Raw genomic sequence first — 21,357 nt, forward strand, 5'->3', positions numbered from 1 at the left:
GCTGGCTCGGTGGCCAATCGCGTGTCGTTGTAGTGCACCGTGTCCGCCAAACAGCTGTGGACGGATGCGGCGGCGTGGTAGAGGCACGCAATCCCACAACGAGATCATGGCGAGGGGTGCGCGCGCAGTACAACAAGAGAAAGCGATCACCGATCCGCGACGGGACATCGATCGGGAGCAGAGCGCCCCTTCTGCAGATGAAGGGCGATGCGGTCGCACCGCTCCTTCGTCCATACTGTAAAGGTGGAACGCCGATCGTCAGGCCAGTGCGCTGGAGGTCGTGCGGCAGATTCACCCCGCTTTCGCGACGCAGAGACGGCATCGACTTGGTGGTCGGCTCGTCCCGGGGAGAAGGAGGGGTCGGGAGGGCGATGAATGGGGAGGCGCAGAGAGGGGCGAGCTTCTGCTTCATTCCACCGGAGAAGAGGCATAAGCGGCATGATGCAGAATGAAAACCCGATCTGTCGATCAGGGCTTGATAAATTCCTTAACCGCATTCGAGCAGTTGTCCCGAAGACCGAGGCGAAGAACTGCAGAGATTCTCCTCCGCTCAGGTCGGGTACAGGAAGCGGCCGAATATTACCCCAAAGACAGATCCCCCAAATCCTTCGACCTTATCGGGGCCGAGACGCGGTCGCCACCAGCCGCGTCAGGCGAGAGGAGTGATGAGATCTGGAAGAGGTCGTCTTGCCGCCGTCAGGCCCAACGAGGCCGAACAGCTCGCCCGGGTTCCTCCGGGGCTGACGCCATCAGCGCGCGTCGCCCCCGGAAGCCTTCTGCATACTGGTGAACGATCCTGGCGACAGGCGTGCCTCATTTTGCTTCCGTCGCGGTGACGGATCCGAAACGGATATCTGGCCGGCATCCCGATCTTGAAAAGGGGGCCCGTTAGGTTTCGCGACGCGCACCTTGATGGCGTAGACGAGGTCGGTGCGTTCGTCGCGCATCTGAACCGGCGTCGGCGTGAACTTCGCCGCGGCTCGCGGTCCATTGGACCGTACCGCGGAGGGCGATGAGAGAGTCGGCCCCTGGTCCGACGAAGGGTCCAATACCGCGGGCGAGGGTGACCGAGGCCAGCTGAGCACCTGAGACCCACGCGCCCAGGTCGAGCGTATCCAGCGCCGCCACCTTGTACAACGTTTGGCCCCGCACCGACCACTTCACCTTCGCGCGTGTAGTGGCGAGGACCGTTCCGGTGAGCGGGGTTGATCACCGTGGCGCGCGTTGCGCGATCCTTCGCTAGTCACCCCGGGCCCTCCACCGCGTCCGATTACAGGCCAACGCTGCGCTGCGACGCACGGTCACTTACACCTCGATCTGGGCGAGGGGGGTGCGATGGTCGCGCTCTGCCGGAGATCCCGGTTGCTGGGCCGTGGCGGCCTGCTGGGGCACCGAAGACGTTGGGTGCGTTGCCGGCCACGCTCGGCGATCTCCCGCTGCACATCGAGCACGCGCAACTCCTCGGTCAGTTCCGCCACCGGCGCGAGAGGAACCCGCGCTGCGCTGTGCAGCCAGTTGCTGGCGGTACAGGACGAAGGCGGTGGTGTCGATGACCGGCGACGACCGTGCCGCGATCCCCGACTCCCTCAGTCACGGCGAAGCCCTGTTACAGGCCCGCTCATCCAGGAGGCCACGACGACCTCGGTGGCCTCGAAGTTCCCGTAGGCGTCGGGCAGCTCTGGCTGGCGGCATGCCCCGGAGCCAGGAGCACGAGTGCCGCGTGGTGCGGAGGAAGTTGGAATAACATCAGCGAACCTGCGAGGCCGGTGGTGGGGTCGAGAAACATGCGCGGCCTGGTCAGCTCCACGCGATGGGTGGCGAGTGCGAGGCGTGCCTCGCCGGGTCGGTGTCGCGATCGATGGGTTCGGCGACGGTCACCACCCCTCGGCGTGGCGGTTACAGGTCTCCCGGAGCACGCGCTCTCGCAACTCAATGATGGTGTTATCGTCGGCGGGCGACCACTCGGAAACCGGTCCAGGGGGCCCCACGTCCACAGGATCGATCGGCGGACCCGGTCGGCGAAGACGCTCTTCGCTGGCGATGACGTCACGCTGGATGGCGATTGCCTCGCGCTCCCGGCGGGCCGTTCCCCAATCAACGGCGCCCGCTCGAGTTGGATCGCCGGCCAGCCGGTAGGTGTCGAAGGCGCGGGAAAGCATGTTGAGCCCGGGGCGTCCATATCCCAGTACGCGTGAAGGCGGAGAGGCGAAGCTTCTCCTGCGCTCGCAACGCGTCCTCACGAAGTATGGGTCGCTTGTCGGGGAAGTACGAACGCGGCGCATTCGGGCCGTTTACCGGATGGCGTCGATCGAGTCGCCGCGCACGGCGTGCCTGTGCGCCGGGGGTCCGGTGGAGCAAGGATGGCGGCTCCGGTGATCGGGCGACCCGTCACGGTCAACAAGCAGGGCGAGCGCCGCCCTCCGGTTGGCGTCCGAGCTCGTCAGCGACTGCCGCCGGCGCATCCCGTTACACCACCAACAGCGCGGTGTGGCAATTGGGCGAGAAAATTTTATTATTATTTTATTATTCCCATATTATTATTATTATTATTATTATTATTATTATTTTTTTTTTAAGAATTAGGGCAGGGCCGTACCGGCCGCGGCGCGCGTCCCGTACGATGCGCAGCTGGGCGTCGGGGTCGGTGGGGGCCGCTTCACCACCTGCCGCTACGCGCTCCCAGAGCGAACACGCACAGCAAACAAGGGCAAAGAAGAGGTCGGTCACGGCGAGTCACTGGGCGAAGGTCACAGCGCCGACGCGTGCTTCCTACTCGGAGGCTTACGCTTCCTCGACGGCGCGACGCGGCGTGCGCGACGGATCCGAACAGGCGCAGGCGCAGCCCCACGTTGGCGTCGTGGTATCGCCGAATGGCATGATAGCGCCCGGCAGCAGGACGCTGGTCACGTCGGACTGATGCTGGGCTCCGCATTGAAGGCCGAGTGAGCGGAAGCGCTCGTTGCGGATGTTCTCCCAGCCGGAGCGCGGTCCGGTCACGGATGACCCTGTACCGGGCCGCGCGCGGGTCGCGCGCGACGGCGGCTGCCTGCAGATCGGCGAGCACCACCGTGTCCTGCGATTAGGCAGAGGACGGGTGCGCAGGCGAGGGCCATCGCGGCGCGGCAAGGTCGCCAGGTGAAGGCGAGGGCGGGTCTGGGCGCAGGGCGTTGAGGATGAAGCTCCGGAGCTCGCGACGCCGGGCGTCGAGAAGCGTTCCCAGTCGTCGATGCCGAGGATATGGAACGGCATCAGGCGTGCCGCGAAGGGAAGACGCAGAGCGAGGCGAGGTTCGCGATGAACTGCTGGGCGCGCATGGGTCCGGATCTCGCGGGCACGGGCGGCGTGTGAGGCTCGCGGTCCAGTTGTGCGACGGCGGCCTGCCGTCGCTTCCGCGCCTGTGCGCCGCCCATCTGTTCGACGAGGCTCTCGACGCGCTCAGGATGGAAGTTGATCTCGGCGAGGACATATCCCAGGAGGAACGGGTGCTCGCGCAGCTTGTCGATGTAGTGGTGCACGCACTGCATGTTACGCTCCACAAGGCTCAGGTCGGATCCGAGGATGCGGAGCCGGGACCGGGAAGAAGCGACCCCGCCGCTTCGCGAAAGACCGCGAGGGCGAGGGCGTCCTTTGGAGCGGAGTAGTACTGAAGGAGAGCCAGTTTCACCCCGGCTTCGGCCGCGATCTCTCCCCTGCATGCCGGGCCCCGGCAGTGCCTTGCCGGATGAAGACCTGTCGGGCGGCATCGAGGATGCGCCGCTCGGTAATCGCGTCCGCCGCGCGGCTGGGCGCTGGCGCGGCGGACGCGGGGATGCCGCCGGTTTCCGGCGTCGCGTAGTGGTCTTGGCCATATGGTTTGACTGAATGGTTAAACCATACAGCCACCGCGGTGCCCTCGCAAGGCCCGCGCCGCGACCCGGAACGCAAACAGGCCCCGGCGTGTGCCGGGGCCCGTCTGCCGTCTGCCGTCCAGCGCCCAGTACCCCTCGCGCGGGAACTCCAGGATCGACGCACCGCCGCCGCGACGCAGTCCAGCAACGACGCCGTGTACGGCATCATCCGCTCGAACCAGAAGCGTGCGGTCGCGAGCTTGGTGTCATAGTACGCGGCATCGAACGTCCCGCCCGCAGCCTTCCGCTCAAGGCAGACTCGTGCGGTGCGCAGCCGGTTACGGGCCATCGCGACATACCCGAACAGGCGCAGGTACTGACGCCCCCGCGCTGAGCTCGTCCGGGTTGGCCTTTGCGCGTTCGTTCAACGCCTGCGTGGCGGCGATCAAGCGCTGTGACGCCTGCTCAAGCGTGGCGCGCCACAGGGCCAGCGACGGATGGGCGGCGCTCAACGCCTGCTCCTCGGCGACCAGCCCGGCATACCGGCGCAACAGGGCGCCGCGCCCAGGCCGAGCTTACGGCCGACGAGGTCCATCAGCCTGGACGTGATTGGTCCCCTCGTAGATCTGGCCGATGCGGGCATCGCGCACAAACTGCTCCATGCCGTATTCCCGGATAGCCGTGCCCGCCAGCGTCTGCATCCCGGTGTTCGTGGCCTCGAACAAGTCGGTGAAGTACGCCTTGATGATCGGCGTGAGCAGTGCCACCAGCCCGGCGGCGCTTCGCGGGCGGCCGGATCCGGGTGCTTCAGCTCATCGTCCAGGGCGAGCGGAACAGAACACCGACAGCGCGCGGGCCCCTCGATGAACGACCGCATCTGCAGCAGTCCGCGGCGGATGTCCGCATGCTCGATGATCGGGTCAGCGGGTCCGTCCGGGTTCTTCACGCCGGAGAGGGCCCGGCCTGCACGCGCTCGCGCGCATAATCCACGGCGCCGCAATAACTCGCGTGGGCGAGGCCGAGTCCCCTGGAGACCCAATCCAGTCGCGCGCCGTTCATCATGGTGAACATCGCGCGCAATCCTTGTGCGCCTCCCCCGACCAGCCAGCCTTTGGGCCTGGTCGAAGTTCAGGACACAGGTCGCTGATCCCTTGATCCCCATCTTGTGCTCGATCGACCCGCAGGTGACGCCATTGCGCGCGCCCACCGAGCCGTCGGCATTCGGGAGGAACTTGGGGACCAGGAACATCGAGATCCCCTTGGTGCCGGCAGGTGCATCTGGGAGTTTGGCCAGACCATAGGTGGATGATGTTCGACGACAGGTCGTGTTCGCCCGACGTGATGAAGATCTTCTGGCCGGTGACGCTGAATGACCCGTCGTCCATCGGGACCGCCTTCGTCCGGATGATCCCGAGGTCGGTGCCCGCGTGGGCTTCCGTGAGGCACATCGTCCCCGTCCACTCACCAGTGACCAGCCGCGGCAGGTAGCGGTGCTTCAACTCGTCATTGCCGTGCCGCTCGATGGTCTCGAACGCGCCGGCGGTGAGCCCGGGGTACATCGCAAACGAGAGGTTCGCCCCGCAGACGATCTCGTTGACCGCGGCCCGGACGACGGTCGGGAGTCCCTGTCCACCATGGCCCGCGTCGCACGACAGGCCGATCCAGCCGGCGTCCGCGTACGCCTTGAACGCGTCCTTGAACCCCTTCGGGGCCCGCACGATCCCATTCTCCCAGGTGCACCCTCGGCGTCGCCTGTCATGTTCAACGGCTGCAGGACTTCCCCCGCGAACTTGCCCGCCTCGTCGATGACCGACACGAGCAGGTCCGGGTGGTCGCCTCCTCGTAGCCGGCGAAGGTCGCCAGTCGCGAGGTGTCGAACAGCTCGGTGAGCAGGAAGCGATAGTCGGTGGACGGGGCGCGGTAGGCGGGCACGGGCGTCAACGGCTAGGGTGAAACAACGTTCGCGCGTTTCGAAGGTAGAGCTACACTAACGATACCGGCTGTGGCCCAGTGCGACAGCCTCGGAGTAGACGAGGATGGCCTCCCAGATATACGCCCGGGCAGGTGCGCTGGTTCTCGCTGGCTGGATGACGGCCTGCGTCCAGTACATCCAACCCCCGACCGAAGCGCCTCCCTCGGAGAAGTTGGCCATGGCCGAGGCGCTGTATCGGGACGCGACCGACCTCTACTTCCAGGTCTGTGTCGCGGAGGCGCTGGGTACGGGCCGCAGTCCGGGCGGGGTCGCGCTCGAGGAACTGCGCGCGGCCGCGCAGGTGCTGGCGGAGCGCGCACGGGAACGCCTGGACGAAGTCGACGCCTCGTCGCTGCGCGGTGAGGACCGGCGGGCGCTGGACGTCATGCGGAGCGAACTCACCTCGCGCGAGGTCACGACGGACGGGGCCGACGGTCAGGGGAGTGCTGACACCAGCTGCCGCTACGACGCCAAGGCCCTGGGTGCGGCTGGTCGAGACCGGCTCACGGACCGGATCTACGCCTGCTATTCGGCGGCCGCGGCACGGGTGGTAGTCGGGGGTGACACCCTCGATCGACTCGGCGTCCTCGCGCGGCTCGCGACGGAGGAGCAGCCGGCGCGCCGTCGTGCCCTCTTCATTGGATTGCAGCCGGTCTGGGAGGCGGTGAACGGCCGGAACACGCCGGACAGCCCGTGGCGCGTGCTCCTCCCACTGTCGGCCGACCGGTGGCGGCGCGACGGCTCGCCCATTGATGCGGCCGCGGCGTCGTTAGGTATGAATCCTGGCCGCGTGGAACCGACGCTGCTGGAACTATTGGACGCGTGGCGAATGGCGGCCCCGGACACCCTCGTCGAGCCCTGGGACTGGTATCACCAGAACGGGGCGGTGAGCCGACGTCTTGGCTCCCGCGTCACGCGGCGCGACCTCGAGCGGCTCAACGAGGCATTCTATGTGAGCCTGTGGGCGGCACCCCGCACGTTAGGCATCCACTACGACCTCGAGCCGCGCGACGGCAAGACGCCCGTGGCCTTCACGCAGTTCGGCGGGGTACCGCGTCGCGGTCCCAACGGCCCGGTGGGCGCGGAGCCCTGGGTCTTCGCCACGTATCGTGATGGTGGGTTTGGCAACCTGGTGGAACTGCTGCACGAGACCGGACATGCGATTCACATCGCGGCGATCGCGACGCGACCCGCGTTTGCGAACTGGCCCGACGGAGATCCGTTCACCGAGGGATTGGCCGATGTCCCTGCGCTCGAGGCATATGAAGGTCGGTGGCAGCTGGCCACGCTGGGCGATTCGGCATCACGCGCCGACAACCTGCGGGAGAAGTTCGGCTCGGTCATGCTCGACGTGGCCTGGCCCTGTTCGAACTCCGGATGCACGCGGATCCGACGCGCGACCCCAACGTCGAGTGGACGGAGATCACGGAGCGATACCTGCACATCGCGCCACATCCCGAATGGTCGTGGTGGGCGATGCGCGGCCAGTTGATCGAGGGCCCCGGGTACATGATGAACTACGCACTCGGTGCCATGGTGGCCGCCGACGTGCGGGCGCGCCTGGTCGAGGTCGTCGGCCCCATGACGCCGGCACCGCGTCGTTGGTACCCGCGGGTCTCGGACGCCCTCTATCGCCACGGGCGCGGCCGGGCGCCGCGCGATGTGCTGTCGGACTTCCTGGGGCGCCCGGTGAGCCCCAACGGCATCGTGCAGGAGCTGCGGGGGCTGTCGCGGTAGGGCTACATGCCGCCGGCGGCGATCCAGGCGTCGGTGCGTTGCCGCAGGAGGGTCATCGGCATGGACCCGCCATCGAGGACAAACGCATGCCATCGCTTGATGTCGAAGCGCGTACCCAATCGCTTGCGCGCGTCCTCGCGCAGGCGGAGCAGCTCGCGGCTTCCCATCTTGTACGCCAGTGCCTGCCCCGGGAGGTCGACCGAGTAACGCAGGGTCTCGGTGTCGATCTGCAGGTCGCTCTGCAGCGTGCGTTCCTTCAGGTAGGCGATGGCCCGTTCGCGCGACCAGCCCAGCGCATTCATCCCCGTGTCGACAACGAGTCGGCAGGAGAGGAACATGTCCATGGCGAGTCGGCCGTACCGGTCATATGGGTCCGAATACATCCCCAGCTCCCCGGCAAGCGACGCGGCGTATTCACCCCATCCCTCGGTGAACGCGGTGTGTGTCGTCCGTTGGCGGAAGTAGGGGAGTGTCGTCGACTCGCGTTGGGTGGCGATCTGGAAATGATGGCCGGGAACGAGCTCGTGGAACACCAGTGACGCCGCACCGAGCATGCTGCGCTCGGGCAGGTTGGACCCATTGTACATGTAGTGTCCCATCGTGTCTGCGGGCGTCGGGACCTGGTAGTAGCCAAAGGTCATCGAGGCTTCGAGCCGTGGGTCGAGTCGGGCCACGTCACCCTGGGCGCGGGGCACGCGAGCGAACAACTCGGCGATGCGCGGCCGGATGCGCGCGTCGTGGTACATCAGCTTCGCCCCGAATTCCTCGGGCACCTTGGCGAAGAAGCGCGGATCCTTCCCGAGTTGGGCGTGGAATGCTTCGCGGGTTCCGGTGAAGCCGAGTTCAGCGCGGATCGCGGCCATCGCGCTGTCGATGCGGGCAACTTCGGCCAGGCCGATCGCGTGCACCTGCTCGGGGGTCACGTCCATGGTGGTCGACCGACGCACCAGGGCGCGGTAGTACGACGGGCCATCGGGGTACTGGCCCAGGCCAACGGCCGTGGGTGCTTCGGCGAGGTAGGGCCCTTCCAGGTACGCCGCGAGCCGTTCGAAGGCGGGACGAACCCTGGTGTCGAGCCGGGTGCCTAACGCGGTGGCGAACGACGCCCGCACCGACTCGGGGAGGCGCGCGAGGCGCTCGTTCGACGGCAGGAACGGGCTCTGTGCCGCCACTGGCCCGAAGCCACGCACGAAAGGAACCACCAGCCGGATCTCGTCCTTCGGGAGGAGCACCTTTCGCGCGCGCCGTTCCTCCAGCTTCCCGCGGATCGTATCGGCCAGGATCGCCACCGAGTCGATCATCGCGAGGTAGCGATCGGCGTCACGCTGCGAGGTCAGCGGGAGTTGTGCGAAAGTGCCCGAGAGCGCGGAGAGCGGCGACTGGTACGGGGTGATGAAGGCGAACGAGATGTGGTGGTAGCGCCCTTCCTCTATTGCCGCGACGTGCTCGAACCGCAGGATGCGTGAAGTGAGCCACTCGTCCGCCGTGAGCTCCTTCGGGACCAGCGCGTCGAGGGTGTTGACGATTGTCCGCGCACGCTCGGCGTTGCGCGCGACGCGCGCGGTGGAGAGGTCGGGCATTCGTGCCTCACCGCCGCCGAGGAGTCCCTGGCCCTCGGACTTCATGCGTTGCTCCTGTTCGGCCAGGAGGCGGGCGAGGGTCTTCGCGCTGGGTGTGGAATCAACTGGGGTGAGCAGCGCCGCAGCGGCGACAAGAAATGCGATCATAGCTTGGGTCTCGGGCGAGCCGCGATGGCGCAGGAGGTAGTCTATGCGGCCGATGGTTCCGGAGCCGGCCACGGCAACAAGATGCGCGAGGGTCCGCCACACGCCAGTACCGACGTCGGCAGCTGCTCAGATACATTCGCGCGTTGCCGGGGGATTGTGGGGCGGGAAGCAGGCCATCGCCAGCGGTGCCGTCCTCGTCGCTTTGAGTCCCGACGAGGCGACGGCAGCTCTCGCGGAGGCCGTTCATTGGTCCGTCCGGCCGCGCCACACAATGTCCCCGGGACTGTGGCTGAACGTGTGACCGACGCTACTTCGGGATGCGGTAACGGACTATCTCCAATGCCGGCTCATCATCCACTTCCGAATACGCCACGATCGCTACTTCGGGATGCGGTAACGGACTATCTCCAATGCCGGCTCATCATCCACTTCCGAATACGCCACGATGGCGGAGTCTGACGCGAATCCGCGTGGAAAGCCCCGGCTTCGCACCTCACCGATCTTGGTAGCTCGGGCGACGTCGACAAGCTCGAGCAGCGTTTCATATCGATTCCACCAACCGCCACCGGTGCGAGCAGCAATCGGACGTCTCGCCAAGCTGTCGACCGGCTGCCCCATGAGGATGCCCAGGATTCCGGGCGCGACCTCGCGAATTGCCACCAAGCGGGTACTGATCGGTGGGCCGGAACCTGGTACAGCCGGCGACATGTCGATCCGACGCCACCACGGTGGGTCACGGAGGAGCACTGTGTCGTTGACCGCAGGGCCTGCGCGGTAAAGCAGGTAGCCGGTGCTGTTTACCAACCCCCATTGCGCTACCCACACAGAACCAGGTCGACTTCGAGCCGGGGAGAGCAGGCGCAGGCGCCCGATGCTCTCTGGTAGCCGGGATGGGGTTATCAGCGGCCGTCTAGCGGCTGACTCCAGGCTGATCGTCTCAATGGGGCGTGGACTGTCGGCCGGCACCGGCCCGGTGCCAATGGCGGCGAACTCTCCCGCCGAGAGATAGGTGAGTGACGTCGGCCGCTCGATCCACTTTGTCAACATCTTCGTCCACAGTGGTTTGTGGCGGCCATCGAACGCCGTCACGCGTGCGCCCTCGACGAGGAATGTGGTGTCCGCTGAGTTGGTTGCGATATCCTGCGGATGTTCACTCTCGCCAGGGCCTCGCCCCCTTCCACCCAGGGCGCCGAGGAACCGGCCGGAGCTCGCAAACGTCAGCGGTGGCCCCTCCTCAAGCGCGTTCTTCTGTTGGATAACATGGAACGTCCCTGATGTCCCGGAGGCCACGACCTGGGGAATGCCGAGCAACGGAAAGCGGTCCGGAAAGTCGACGGCGCTCGTTGAGGTTTGCAGCGGCGGGCATGGCCCGGCACAGCGCAAATCGCGGACTGCAGCTACCTGTCCCGTCAGAACGCCCGACGCAGCGAACACGGCGAACAGCCCCAGGCGCGCCTTCACCGCAGAATCTCCTCTATCCGCCTGCCTTGCCTCACCTCTTCGATCAACGCGGCTAGCTCCGCGGCTCGCGGCGGCCGGTTCACCAGCCACCCATTTAGGATCACCGTCGGCGTGCCCTCCACAGGGACTTCATGACCCCGCTGAAGGCCACTGTCGACAGCGGGCAGGGAACCACTCCGGGACACGCAATTCCTGAACTCGTCCATCCCCGCCACCTGAGCGTCCATGGCGTAGCTCTCCCAAGTCTTCAGTCCTAGTGAGTCTTGTGACCGAAAGATCGCGTCGTGCATTTCAGTGAATCGACCCTGCTCATGAGCACACTCGCTTGCCCGAGCCGCCGGAATGGCGAACCGATGGTAATTGAGAGGGAAGTGCTGGAACACGACTCCAACGTCTGGGGCCGTACCCCCCGGGCCACCGGATAGTTCCTGGAAGAAGGAACGGCATGCAGGGCACTCGAAGTCTGCAAACTCGAGGATCGTGACCGGTGCGGTGGTCGACCCCTTGATGAGCCTGCCACTGCCCACGAGGGCCTGCCAGTTGTCGATGCGTCGAACCGCTCGCAATTCGCGCGTGCTCGAGGCGGCAGGTCCCCCGCTGCCGAAGTTTCGCCACACAAACCCGCCGGTGACGATGACTGCGCAACAAGCGAGGACAAGTGAGACGATCGTGTCCAAAAGCCTCCGGCGCTCGACGTCCATTCTCCATCTCCCTGTGTGTGGACACTCTGTTCACGAAGCCGAATGGCCCGCGCTCAGAGGTCAGACCTGAGTCCTTAAGGGCCTAGCTTGTTCCGGTCAGGATCTACTGCCGGTTTCGGTTCGCGCTCCTCCGGGAAGAATTTCCCTGGAGTCGGTCGCGCTGCCATCTGGGTCCCTTCGGTCATTCTTCTGAGCACAGGATGCCCGCGTCACCTCCACAATTCACCCAATGTCCGGCACAGATTGCCGTGCCTCGGCAACCCATCGACGCGCACCAGGACCAAGGTGACTCCGGGCACTCAAGGATTCCGCAGTTCATACCGCAGCTCTGGATTTCGCGGCTGCCGTTGGTGTCGAACGCTCCGAGCACCAGGAACCCGAGCACAGCCAGGCTGCGCAGCGCCATGTGCCTCATAGTCTCATCTCCGTTGAAGTCGACGTCATCAGTGGCCCACAAACTCAGTGCTGATCTACGGAGTGCAGCCGATGCCGGGCTGAAAGTCGCAAAAGCTGATTGCCTCGGAACACACCGCCGACCCAAAGCAACCCATCGCGGCACACCACGCGCCAGGGCTATCCGGACACGTGAGGATACCACAGTTGTGACCACAGCTATCGAATGTGCGTTCGCCTGCGGAACCTTGCGTCGGCGTCGACAGCAGGACAATTGCGATGCACGCAATAGTGTGAATTGCGGTTCGACCACGCATAAGGGCTCCCAATGTGAAGGTCTCGTTGAGCCAGCTTACGGCCAGCAGGTCAAATTGGGGCCGCCACCACACAGATTCGCATCGCTGTTCATGCAGAACCCTCCGGAGCACCCAACGGCACGGCACTGCGAAGCGGGATCGTCGGGGCAGATCAGAATGCCGCAGTTCGGCACGCCGCAGCCGTCCAGAACAGTGGCGCCTATGGTGGACGGGCTCACACTGCTCAAGCCGAGGACTGCACTCAGTGAGACCAGAGAGAAGAGACTGCGCATCGCCGCACCTCAACGGTTGGTGGTTACAGGGATTGCGACTCCCCGTTCGCGCACAGTGGGCGCGATGGAGTGCCCCACTGATAGGCCGCATTGATAGTGGCCGCAAGGCCGAGTGTGCGACGTATTGCGACATGGTTGGGTAGGGGAAGCATGCTGCCAGCACCGAGACGGTTAGCGGCCGTGTAGGACGCGTCCAGGGGCGGCGAGGCCTGCACGCCGAAGCTGGCGTTCGAGCTGGCGGCGACTCACGCCAGCAGCAGCCGCGAGACGCTTAACGGTCCACCGCGTCGGATCGCTAAGGGCGCGCAGTAGGGCTTGGCGTGTACCCCCAGGCAAGCGAATCTCCGCAATCTCCGACGGTCCGAGTGTCTGCTCACCCGGAGTAAGCAGGGTGTCCACCCCTTCAGGTGAATCGAGGCCAAGCAAGAAGAGGTGGCTGTTGCGGAGTCTGGCAAAGGTCAACAAGGTCCGCATGTCATCGACGTCCACGCGAGCCAAGAGCACGATAGGGCGTGTCCCAACCATATCGAGCTTCCGAGCCTCCATCAGGCACTCTGCCGAGCGACAGACGGCGAGCTCGACAACTGCAGGGCAGCTATGTGCGACGCGCCATGCGACGAGCTCAGTCAGCGAAGCGACGACGCGGAAGGAGGCAGGCGATCTCGATGCCCTCGCAGAGGCGTGCTCGTGACGCTCCGCCGAGCAGAGCCACCGCATCGTGCGCTCGGAGACAAGCGCCGGAATCAGGCATTCGCCGCAGTCGCAGGGAGGTCCGAGGCCGGCCGCCTCCTTACGAACACAGCCGGGCCTCCCTCCGGCTTCACCCGCGCACAGTGACTCTCTCTCTCTCTCTCTCTCTCTCTCATTCATCATCACCCCTCCCCCGCGCTCCGGCGCGCCCGTCCATCGCCTGACTACCAAGCTGCAGCCAGTGGCTCGATCAGGCAAGTGGGGCGCACGTCACGCTCACCAGAGCGCTACGTGCGGGTAACATGTTGACGGCCTCATCCACCGTTGTTCATGGACGGAGGGCGACGGCGCCGCTCCCGGAGGCTGGAAAGCGCGTCATCACGGCCGGGTCGTGGCCCGGGATGACGAGTGCGGGTGAGGTGGCGAGCGCCCGCATGGTGCGTTGCGCGCGGAGGTTGGAGAGGGAGTCGAGGGTCTGCGCGATCGGGCGCGACTGGTCGAGGTTCTCGTACAGGTAGGCGTTGTCTGACGCGATCACGACTGTGCCACGTGAGGTCCGCACGGAGACAAACTGCGACGCCCAGGTGTGCTTGCCCCCGGTGTGCACGCGGATCCCCGGCCGGATCTCGGCGGAGTCGCCAGTCGCGAAGCGAATGCGCCCCGCGGCGAAGAGCCGACGATACATCGCCGCGACCTCTTGATCGATCGCCGGAGCCTTTGCCTCGCCGTTGGGGCCGACGTAGTAGTCAAACTCCTCGCGTTGGAGCCAGATGCGTGCATTGGGAAAGCGCTCGACCCCGTCGGCATGATCCCAATGGATGTGCGAGATGATGATGTCGGTCACTCGTGCGGGGTCGAAGCCGGCCCGACGCAGTGCACTATCGGGCGTGACGTAGTCGACCGGCTTCCATTGGGTGAGGAACTTCTCGCGCGTGAACCCGGCGTCGACCATGATGATGTCGCCGTTCGCGGCTCGTAGCGGCCAGACCATCAAGGTCGCGTCGATGCGTCGCGCGGAATCAGCCCCGGCGATAAGGCCGCGCACGCGAAAGTTGGCGAGCGCCCCGAACTTCACCGCGAAGGCCTCGTACTGTGGCGCTGCGGTGCGCGTGGCCGTCGCACAGCCCGCGAGGACGAGGAGGCAGGAGAGGGCAGGGGATCGCATGCGGAGGAAGATGCCACCGGGGACCGCACGCGCCAGTCACCGGCGCTTCACGCATATCGCCGCGGCGGCCGCGGCGAGCGCCTGCCGGCGCTCAACATCGTTCCTGCTCGGACCGCAGCCCCGGCGGAATTGACATGCTCCCCCGCGGTGTGTAGCCTGATTGTAGCCATTCCCGCTACCATGGCCAGAGAGACCGTCACATATCGTGAACTGCGCAACACCCCCGGCCGGGTGTTCGAACGCCTGGCCGAGGGTGAGGCGCTTTCGCTGGTCGCCGAAGGCGAGCCCAAGGCCCTGTTGATCCCTGTGATCGATGGTGACCTCGAAACGGCCATGGACGCCTGGAATCGGGGGCGTGCACTCCTGGCGCTCGCGAGGCTGCAGGCTGCGGCGAGGGTCGCCGGTGCGGACGAGCTGTCGATGACGGAAGTGATCGAGGAGGTCGCCGCCGTCCGAAAGGCACGACGCAAGCGGGAGCGCTGAACACTGGTGCGCGTCGTGGTAGACACTAACGTCCTGGTGTCAGGGATGCTCTCGGGCGCCAGCCCGCCGGCTGAGGCGCTGGGGGGCTGCGCCGACGCCATCATCACGGGCAACGTCAGGCATTTCCCCATTGGCCGCGCTCGACTCGACTTTGCGATCCTCACACCGCGGCAGTGCGTGGAGCGGCTCCGGAGTGACCCCCGACGTCCGACAGGCCGGGGGTGATCCCTCCGTCTCATCGCGCACGCGCTTGCGCGTTACCGGCTGAACACCGCTCCATGCGGGATGCCAGCTGCCTGACCACCGTGCGGCCACGTCTTTCCGTCCATCCGGAAGCCCGGGGTCGCAGCGCCTTCCTCACGGAAGCGCTCGTCCAGCGTGATGCGGCCCGTTGCAGTGTCGACCTGGGCGAGCACGACCCGGTGCTGCATCCCGGCGTAGCCGGTCACGACGAGACGGCGCTTGTCGGGTGACAGCGAGATCCAGTGCGGCACCTCGTCGGCGCCGAGCGCCATCCGGCTCACCTCGCGCGGTGCGGCGGGGTTGGAGATATCGAGGCTGACGACGGCGCTCCATGCCGGGACGGTGACGAGGTAGAAGCGACCCGCCACCACGGGGATGGCGCAGTACTCGCCCGTCTTCTTGGGGAACGATGCGACGAGTCGCGCCGACGGGGTCGCGCTCTCCAGCCCTTCCATAAGATAGAGCCCGCAATTGAAGGTCGAGACCAGTACGGTGCGGCCGTCGCCGAGTACCCGGGGTTCGGCGCTCAGCATCTCTTCGCCGGCCGGGCCCGCGGGCAGCGGGATCGAGTGCTGCAGCGAGAGATCCGAGAGACGCCACACCTGCACCTGGCGCGATGCCTTGGTGTCCCCGTTCATGTCGGTGGTGGTCGTCACGACGCGATCGAGCGGCGCGACGATACCCGCGCTGTACACCCGCAATTGCGGATCAACACCCGGTGTGTTGGCCGAGGAGGCGCGCACGAACTGTCCGGCGGGAGTGAGCTCGACGAGGCCTCCAGGCGCAGTCGAGCCGCCGGCGTGTTGCATCTGGAAGGTCGCCAGCACGTTCCCGTTGGGGAGTCGCAGGTACGAGTGCGGGTGGCCATACCCCTGGACGTCGCCGAACTGGTTGACGAGTTGCGGCTTGTCCGGCGTGGTGAGGTCGAAGATGAACGACTGGCCCGTGGCGAAGCCGTTGGCAAACAGGTGGCGGTCCGCGGGGAGTTCGTGCTCCGTGTGGTGCGGGACGTTGGCGCGGCCCGGAACGGGAAGGGTCGTGACTAAACGGCCGTAACGCGTGGAGTCCTCGGTGACGTCAAGGACGGCGAGGAAATCCGGCTGCGTGGTGTCTGCCGAGGCGGTCCAGAGGTACAGGTACTGCGGTGAGGCGGCCGGGGTCGACGCTTCCGGCGGCGTGCACGCCGCGATCAGCGCACCGAGCAGGGGGAGGAAGCGTGTGGTCACTAGTACGTCCCGCCGAGCAGCACTGCGTTCCCGAAGATCGGCAGCAGTCCGCGGAAGAGGTCACGGAAGTTCGGGTCGTGGGCAAAGGCGATCACGCGGCCACGTCCGACCCGCTCCGTCCAGAGCCACGGCGACAACGCGACGCGCTCCGGCATCTCCGGCCAGAAGTAGCCGGCCAACCGAACACGCTCCTTCGGCGCGAAGCGGATCACCGCTTCCCCGGCTGTGAGGTCCTTCGGTACTGTGAGAATGCGATCGGAGTTGGCGTAGACCGGGATCTCGGTCTCGTACACACCGGCGAGGAGCGGCGACAGCGTGTCCACCGTGGCGCGTGCGATGATACCGGGGAGGCCAGCTGGCAGCGGCGCGCCACCCGTGCTGTCCGCGCGCGTGCTGTCACGCCGAACACGAGTGCGCACGAGGCGCGTATTCTCTTGCGCCAGCCATCCGGTCGCGGCGTCGAGGGTGATCAATACCCCACCGTTCCGCACCCAGGTCGCCAGCGCGGCCTTGCCGTTGTCGCCTAACGCGCGATCGAGCGCGCCGCCCTGGACGGCCGGCATGATGAGCACGTTGAATCCTTCGAGCCCGCCGGCGACCATGTTCGCGTCCACCAGGGTCGTCGGATACCCGATGCGCTGGTCCATGGCAAACCAGCTGAAGCCCCACGAGTTGCCGCTCACGGGTGGTCCGGAGAGCAGCGCCACCTTCGGGACCCGGATGAAGCGCACGGAGTTGGAGCCGAGGTCGGTCCCTTCGTCCACGCCGGCCGACGCGATCGGGTAAACGGTGGCGCCGGCGAGGGTGGCCTCCTCCGCGACCACGTCATGCACTGAGGAATCGTTCATGGCGACCCGCACGATGAACGCACCCTTCGGGAAGCGGCGCCCACCCGACGCGAAGCTGCGCGGCGCATGCCAGACGCGCACGCTGTCCTTGAGCAATGATGCCAGGAGTCGATTCGACGCTTCGCTCCCCGGCTCGAACGCATACGCGTACTGCGCGCGCGTCGCACGGGACATGGCGGCACGGGGCAACTCGCCAACGGGGCGCAGGTTCCCCGGCACGGAGCGCGTGTGCCAGGCACGCACGCGATGGGCCAGCGGCCAGGACCAGGCGGTGATGTCATAGAAGCGGTTCCCCTGGCCCTGCCTCCGCAGCTCCAACTCGGTGCGAATGAAAGCGGAGTCCAGCTCGGCGTCGGGCTCGAGGATCGCCTTGGCCAGGTGGCCCTGCGGTTGGGCGAGGTCGACGACGTAGCTCCCCACCGGCACCCGCGTGGATGCTGCCGGTGCCTTGTCACCAAACAGCGTCGCGTCCTTGAGGTCGGCATCAGCGGTAAGCTGCGACACGTCGATCCCGTTGGCCTTCAGCTTGAGGGCAAGCGAGTCCGCGCGGCCCTGCCCATCGCGCTCCATGACGATGGCTCGCAGCGGCCTTGCCGGATGGATGGAGATCGCGTCACGTCGTGACTTGGCGTAGTCCCCTACAAGTTCTGTGCGGCGGCGGGCCGAGGTGCGGACCGTGGCCCATTCGGCACTGTAGTGCTCCCATGCCGCCTGCCTGAGCGTGCGCAGGGTGCCGTCGTTGCGTCGCACACCACCGCCGGACGACGACGCCGACTCGAAGAGCATCCCGATCGAACCGGTCAACATCGGCCATCCTTCGCCATACCCCGGATAGAACGAGTCATATCCCTCACGCCGAAAGTACGACCAGCCATGCTTGTCGAACTCGGCGCCATGCGCGGCCGCGAAGATGTCGAACCACTTGAAGAGGTGCTTCGGGTTGTTCTTGTTGTCCGGCTCACGCGGCGGGGCAAAGTAGAAGGTCGCGCTCGATCCCTGTTCATGCAGGTCGACGGCGACATGCGGCCACCACCTGAGGAAGGTGGCGACGCGCCCGCGCGATTCGGGATGCGACATAATGAACCAGTCGCGATTGAGGTCGAACGAGTAGTGGCTCGTGCGCGCCCCCGGCCATGAGCCGGCGTTGTTCAGCGCGCCGCCCTCGCTCGGCAGCGACTGCGCGCTCCAGGTGCGTTCGATGTCGTGCGTGTGCCGCTCGCGACCGTCGGGGTTCTGGTTGGGATCGATGAGGACGATTGTGCTGTCGAGGGCCATCCGCGTCTCGGCGTCGGTCCCTGCAGCGAGCTGGTAGAGCAACGCGAGCCCGGCTTCCACGCCGGAAGCCTCACCGCCGTGGACCGAGTGCGCGAGCCACACGACTGCGGGCAATCGGCGGGCCGCAGCGTCGAGGTCGCCGTTGGAGGCACCTCGCGGGTCACCGATGCGTTGGGCGTCACGCTGCAATTCCGCGAGGCGGGCGTGATTCGCCTCGGAGGTGATCGTGAGAAGGAACATCTCCCGCCCCTCGAACGAGCGGGCGACGGTGTCGACCTTCACGCGGCGCGAGGTGGCCGCAACGCGCTCGATGTAGCGGGTGAGGGCCCGGTGCGAGGTGAAGCGGTCGCCGACGTTGTACCCCAGCACAGCGCGTGGGGTGGGGACGGCCGGGTCGTAGGTGCGTCCGGCCTCGGAGAAGGAGTGCTGGGCGCCGAGGATGGCGGGCGCGAAGGCGAAGACGGCGAGGAGGTGGCGACGTGGCATGGGAGGAGGGCAGGGGCTGGCGGGAGAAGATAGGCCGGATCAGCGCTGGCGGCTGGTGGCTGGAGCGGGAGGGCATGGCGCTGGGGCCTGCCAGGGGATGGGCGCAGGCCGTGAGTCGCGGCCCGCCGTCCGCCGCCCGCCATCTCCCGTCTGCCGTCTGCCGTCTGCCGTCCAAGTCACGTAGCTTCCCATGAACCTCCACGCCCGCGCCATGCTCTACTCGATCATCCTCACCTCGCACAACGCCTTTCGGTGGCTTGTCGTCCTTGCCGGCGTGTGGGCCGTCTTCCGCGTCTGGCGGGGGTGGATGAGCCGCGCGGTCTGGGCCGAGGCGGACCTGAACGTCGGTCGGCTGTTCGTGAACGCGATTTCGATCCAGTTCGTGCTCGGGCTCGTTCTATATGGAGTGAGTCCGCTGATCCGGCAGGGGATGGCCGACATGGGGACGGCGATGCGGACCTCCGGCGTTCGCTACTTCATGGTCGAGCACGTCGTCATGATGCTCGTCTCCATCGCCCTCGCGCACATCGGGCTGGCCAAGGTCAAGAAGGCCACGACCGACTCGGCGCGCTTTCAGGCCGCAACTATATGGTGGGGGATCGCGGTGGCCTCGGTGCTCGGGTTCATCCCGTGGAACCGGCCCTTGCTGCCGTTCTGATTCCGAGGGCGGTTGCTCGGGAGGCGCCGCGCACCGGCGGGTCGTTAGGCATCAAGCAGCATCCACTCTAAGTCGGCCGGGCGCCCTTGGCGGGGCGCCATGTGGAGCCGGGGCGCGACGCGGGCTCGGAGCCCCCCTGGGCTGGAGGGGCGCTCGACTCCCCCAGCGCCTGGCGCCCGCCCAGCGGGGCTTGCCGAGGACAGGCGATTCTGGCCAGCTTCCTGTACATGAGCGCCGACGCCGCCTTTGACTACCGCCGTCTCACGATTGCGGAGCGCCTCCAATTGGTGGAGGACATCTGGGACAGCATTGCGGAGGACGCGGATGCCGCGACGCTCCCACTGAGCGAGGCGGAGCTGGCTGAACTGGAACGGCGGCGCGCGGAGATGGAGGCCAATCCTGGACGAGGGGAGGCGTGGGACGTCGTCCGCGCAAGGATCATTGATCGGATGAGTCGGTGATCGAGCTGGTAGTCCGCCCACTCGCCGAGGAGGACCTGGGCGAGGCCTTTCTGTGGTACGAGGACCAACTTCCGGGACTGGGGCACGAATTCATGTGGGCGGGGATGTGGCCTTTGCGGCGATCCAACGAGGGCCGGAGCGGTACCCGCTGGTCTACCGCGATCTCCGACGCGTTCTGGTGCGGCGATTTCCGTACAAGGTGTATTTCGCCGAGCGCTCGGGCCGGATTGAAGTGCTCGCGGTCATTCACGGTCGGCGACATCCGCGGCGCTGGCGCCGACGGGCTTGATGCCTAACAGGTGGCTGCAGGTTGACGGGCCGGAGAGAGTCGGCCCGGGCGGACCGGCATTGGCTCACATGGCCCGCATATGAGCGCGGGTCGTTAGGTGGCATTCCCACAGGAGAGCATGGGCCCGTTGCGCTTCGAGATCGATCCCGCGGATCCCCGCGCTGCGGCGCGCGACCCTGCTCCGGCTGGCCGAAGTGTCGGTCTCCGCGTCGGGCAGCACCCTCGCACCGCGCGCGGGATGGGCGGCCGCGGCAAAGACGATGCACGACGCCGGCGATGACGCGCTGCTGGATCCAGGCACCGCGACGCACTTCGACGCGAGGGCGTGGACGTGGCCGGCGCGATAAAGCGAGGCGACGTCGTGCAGGTGGCGCTCGACGCGCCGCGAGAGGTGCGCGGCGGCGGGACAATGAAGGCTGCAGACAGCGAGGTGGAGGTCTGCGACATTAGAGAGAATGTTGTTGCGCATCCAACCATGGCCGAACGGTTCGTAATCGGCACTCTTGGCGCTCTGAAATCCGACCAATGCAAAGCTTCGCGTTCCTCGCGGTCCTCCTGTCCGCGGCCTACCTGCTCGTCCTCGGCGTGGGGGCACTCGCGCGCCCGAGACGCACCGCGCAGTCTCTGGGTCAGTTCGCGCAGACTCTCCAGGCCCATGCCATCGAGCTGGCCCTGCGTATCGTTGCTGGTGTCGCTCTCGTCGTCCGCGCGCCGCACATGCACTTCGAGCGCTTGTTCGGCGCCTTCGGCCTGGCCTTGATCGGAACGTCGATCGCCCTCGCCGTTATCCCTTGGCGCCTCCATCAGCGCTTCGCCCGATGGGTGGTTCCGCAGATCGCACGTCAACTCCCCCTCATCGGCGTGTCATCGCTGTTGGGGGGCCTCGCCCTCCTGGGCGCCCTCCTGGTACCGAGAGGCACCGGCCCGTAATCTCGGATGCGCTGGCGCGGGAGCAAACGACAAGCAGCATCCCCGTCGCCTGAAGGGGGCGGTCGCTTCGCCGGTCGTGACGTCCAACGGCAGGTCGGGCTCCACGGCGTCTACGTTGACACCGGCGTGGGCCACTCGACGCCGTCATTGCGCACGCTCGGCACCGGATGCCACTCTTCGACCATCCCGCACACGC

At 66.6% G+C, this 21,357-nt stretch carries 15 protein-coding genes and 1 pseudogene; 6 read left to right on the plus strand and 10 right to left on the minus strand.

Annotated elements, in window-relative coordinates:
* Positions 1 to 1,874 precede the first annotated feature (1,874 nt).
* The 4 genes and pseudogenes from IPK85_21155 to IPK85_21170 form a co-directional block, all read right to left on the minus strand.
* The gene (locus IPK85_21155; GenBank protein ID MBK8249875.1) at positions 1,875 to 2,159 is read right to left on the minus strand and encodes a hypothetical protein; all 285 of its coding nucleotides are present in this window, start codon (positions 2,157 to 2,159) and stop codon (positions 1,875 to 1,877) included.
* 622 nt (positions 2,160 to 2,781) lie between these two features.
* A complete protein-coding gene (locus tag IPK85_21160; GenBank protein ID MBK8249876.1) occupies positions 2,782 to 2,997 on the minus strand; it encodes a hypothetical protein in 216 nt (71 codons plus the stop codon).
* A gap of 251 nt (positions 2,998 to 3,248) precedes the next feature.
* On the minus strand, positions 3,249 to 3,524 hold the full coding sequence (locus IPK85_21165) for a hypothetical protein (GenBank protein MBK8249877.1): 276 nt from the start codon (positions 3,522 to 3,524) through the stop codon (positions 3,249 to 3,251).
* A 136-nt stretch (positions 3,525 to 3,660) separates the two neighbouring features.
* Positions 3,661 to 5,759, minus strand: a pseudogene (locus IPK85_21170) (acyl-CoA dehydrogenase C-terminal domain-containing protein).
* 104 nt (positions 5,760 to 5,863) lie between these two features.
* Between IPK85_21170 and IPK85_21175 the strand changes: the two are divergent.
* Both IPK85_21175 and IPK85_21180 read left to right on the plus strand, forming a co-directional pair.
* Entirely contained in the window at positions 5,864 to 7,291 is a 1,428-nt protein-coding gene (locus tag IPK85_21175; GenBank protein ID MBK8249878.1) for a hypothetical protein, read from the plus strand.
* Positions 7,276 to 7,536 (plus strand): hypothetical protein, encoded by a 261-nt coding sequence (locus IPK85_21180; GenBank protein ID MBK8249879.1) that lies wholly within the window; start codon positions 7,276 to 7,278, stop codon positions 7,534 to 7,536. The genes IPK85_21175 and IPK85_21180 overlap by 16 nt, the downstream gene beginning before the upstream one ends.
* A 2-nt stretch (positions 7,537 to 7,538) precedes the next feature.
* Here IPK85_21180 and IPK85_21185 read toward each other — a convergent pair whose 3' ends face one another.
* The 4 genes from IPK85_21185 to IPK85_21200 form a co-directional block, all read right to left on the minus strand.
* A complete protein-coding gene (locus IPK85_21185; GenBank protein MBK8249880.1) occupies positions 7,539 to 9,263 on the minus strand; it encodes a DUF885 domain-containing protein in 1,725 nt (574 codons plus the stop codon).
* A 378-nt stretch (positions 9,264 to 9,641) separates the two neighbouring features.
* Positions 9,642 to 10,724 carry a hypothetical protein gene (locus IPK85_21190; protein MBK8249881.1) on the minus strand — a complete coding sequence of 361 codons (1,083 nt, stop codon included), beginning with the start codon at positions 10,722 to 10,724 and terminating at the stop codon, positions 9,642 to 9,644.
* A complete protein-coding gene (locus IPK85_21195; protein ID MBK8249882.1) occupies positions 10,721 to 11,425 on the minus strand; it encodes a thioredoxin domain-containing protein in 705 nt (234 codons plus the stop codon). Before IPK85_21195 ends, IPK85_21190 begins: the two co-directional genes overlap by 4 nt.
* Positions 11,426 to 13,425: 2,000 nt before the next feature.
* On the minus strand, positions 13,426 to 14,262 hold the full coding sequence (locus IPK85_21200) for an N-acyl homoserine lactonase family protein (protein ID MBK8249883.1): 837 nt from the start codon (positions 14,260 to 14,262) through the stop codon (positions 13,426 to 13,428).
* A 180-nt stretch (positions 14,263 to 14,442) separates the two neighbouring features.
* Between IPK85_21200 and IPK85_21205 the strand changes: the two genes are divergently transcribed.
* The gene (locus IPK85_21205) at positions 14,443 to 14,745 is read left to right on the plus strand and encodes a hypothetical protein (GenBank protein MBK8249884.1); all 303 of its coding nucleotides are present in this window, start codon (positions 14,443 to 14,445) and stop codon (positions 14,743 to 14,745) included.
* A gap of 257 nt (positions 14,746 to 15,002) precedes the next feature.
* Here IPK85_21205 and IPK85_21210 read toward each other — a convergent pair whose 3' ends face one another.
* On the minus strand, positions 15,003 to 16,214 hold the full coding sequence (locus tag IPK85_21210) for a hypothetical protein (protein MBK8249885.1): 1,212 nt from the start codon (positions 16,212 to 16,214) through the stop codon (positions 15,003 to 15,005).
* Positions 16,214 to 18,823: a hypothetical protein gene (locus tag IPK85_21215; GenBank protein MBK8249886.1), complete on the minus strand. Its 2,610-nt coding sequence runs from the start codon at positions 18,821 to 18,823 to the stop codon at positions 16,214 to 16,216. Before IPK85_21215 ends, IPK85_21210 begins: the two co-directional genes overlap by 1 nt.
* A 190-nt stretch (positions 18,824 to 19,013) precedes the next feature.
* On the opposite strand from IPK85_21215, the gene IPK85_21220 reads away from it, so the two are divergent.
* The 3 genes from IPK85_21220 (at position 19,014) to IPK85_21230 (ending at position 21,161) form a co-directional block, all read left to right on the plus strand.
* Entirely contained in the window at positions 19,014 to 19,481 is a 468-nt protein-coding gene (locus IPK85_21220; protein MBK8249887.1) for a hypothetical protein, read from the plus strand.
* Positions 19,482 to 19,708: 227 nt separating this feature from the next.
* On the plus strand, positions 19,709 to 19,942 hold the full coding sequence (locus tag IPK85_21225) for an addiction module protein (protein MBK8249888.1): 234 nt from the start codon (positions 19,709 to 19,711) through the stop codon (positions 19,940 to 19,942).
* An 814-nt stretch (positions 19,943 to 20,756) separates the two neighbouring features.
* Positions 20,757 to 21,161, plus strand: coding sequence for a hypothetical protein (locus tag IPK85_21230; protein MBK8249889.1), 405 nt, complete (start codon positions 20,757 to 20,759; stop codon positions 21,159 to 21,161).
* Positions 21,162 to 21,357 lie beyond the last annotated feature (196 nt).

Source organism: Gemmatimonadota bacterium (assembly GCA_016712265.1).
Lineage (GTDB): Bacteria > Gemmatimonadota > Gemmatimonadetes > Gemmatimonadales > Gemmatimonadaceae > RBC101.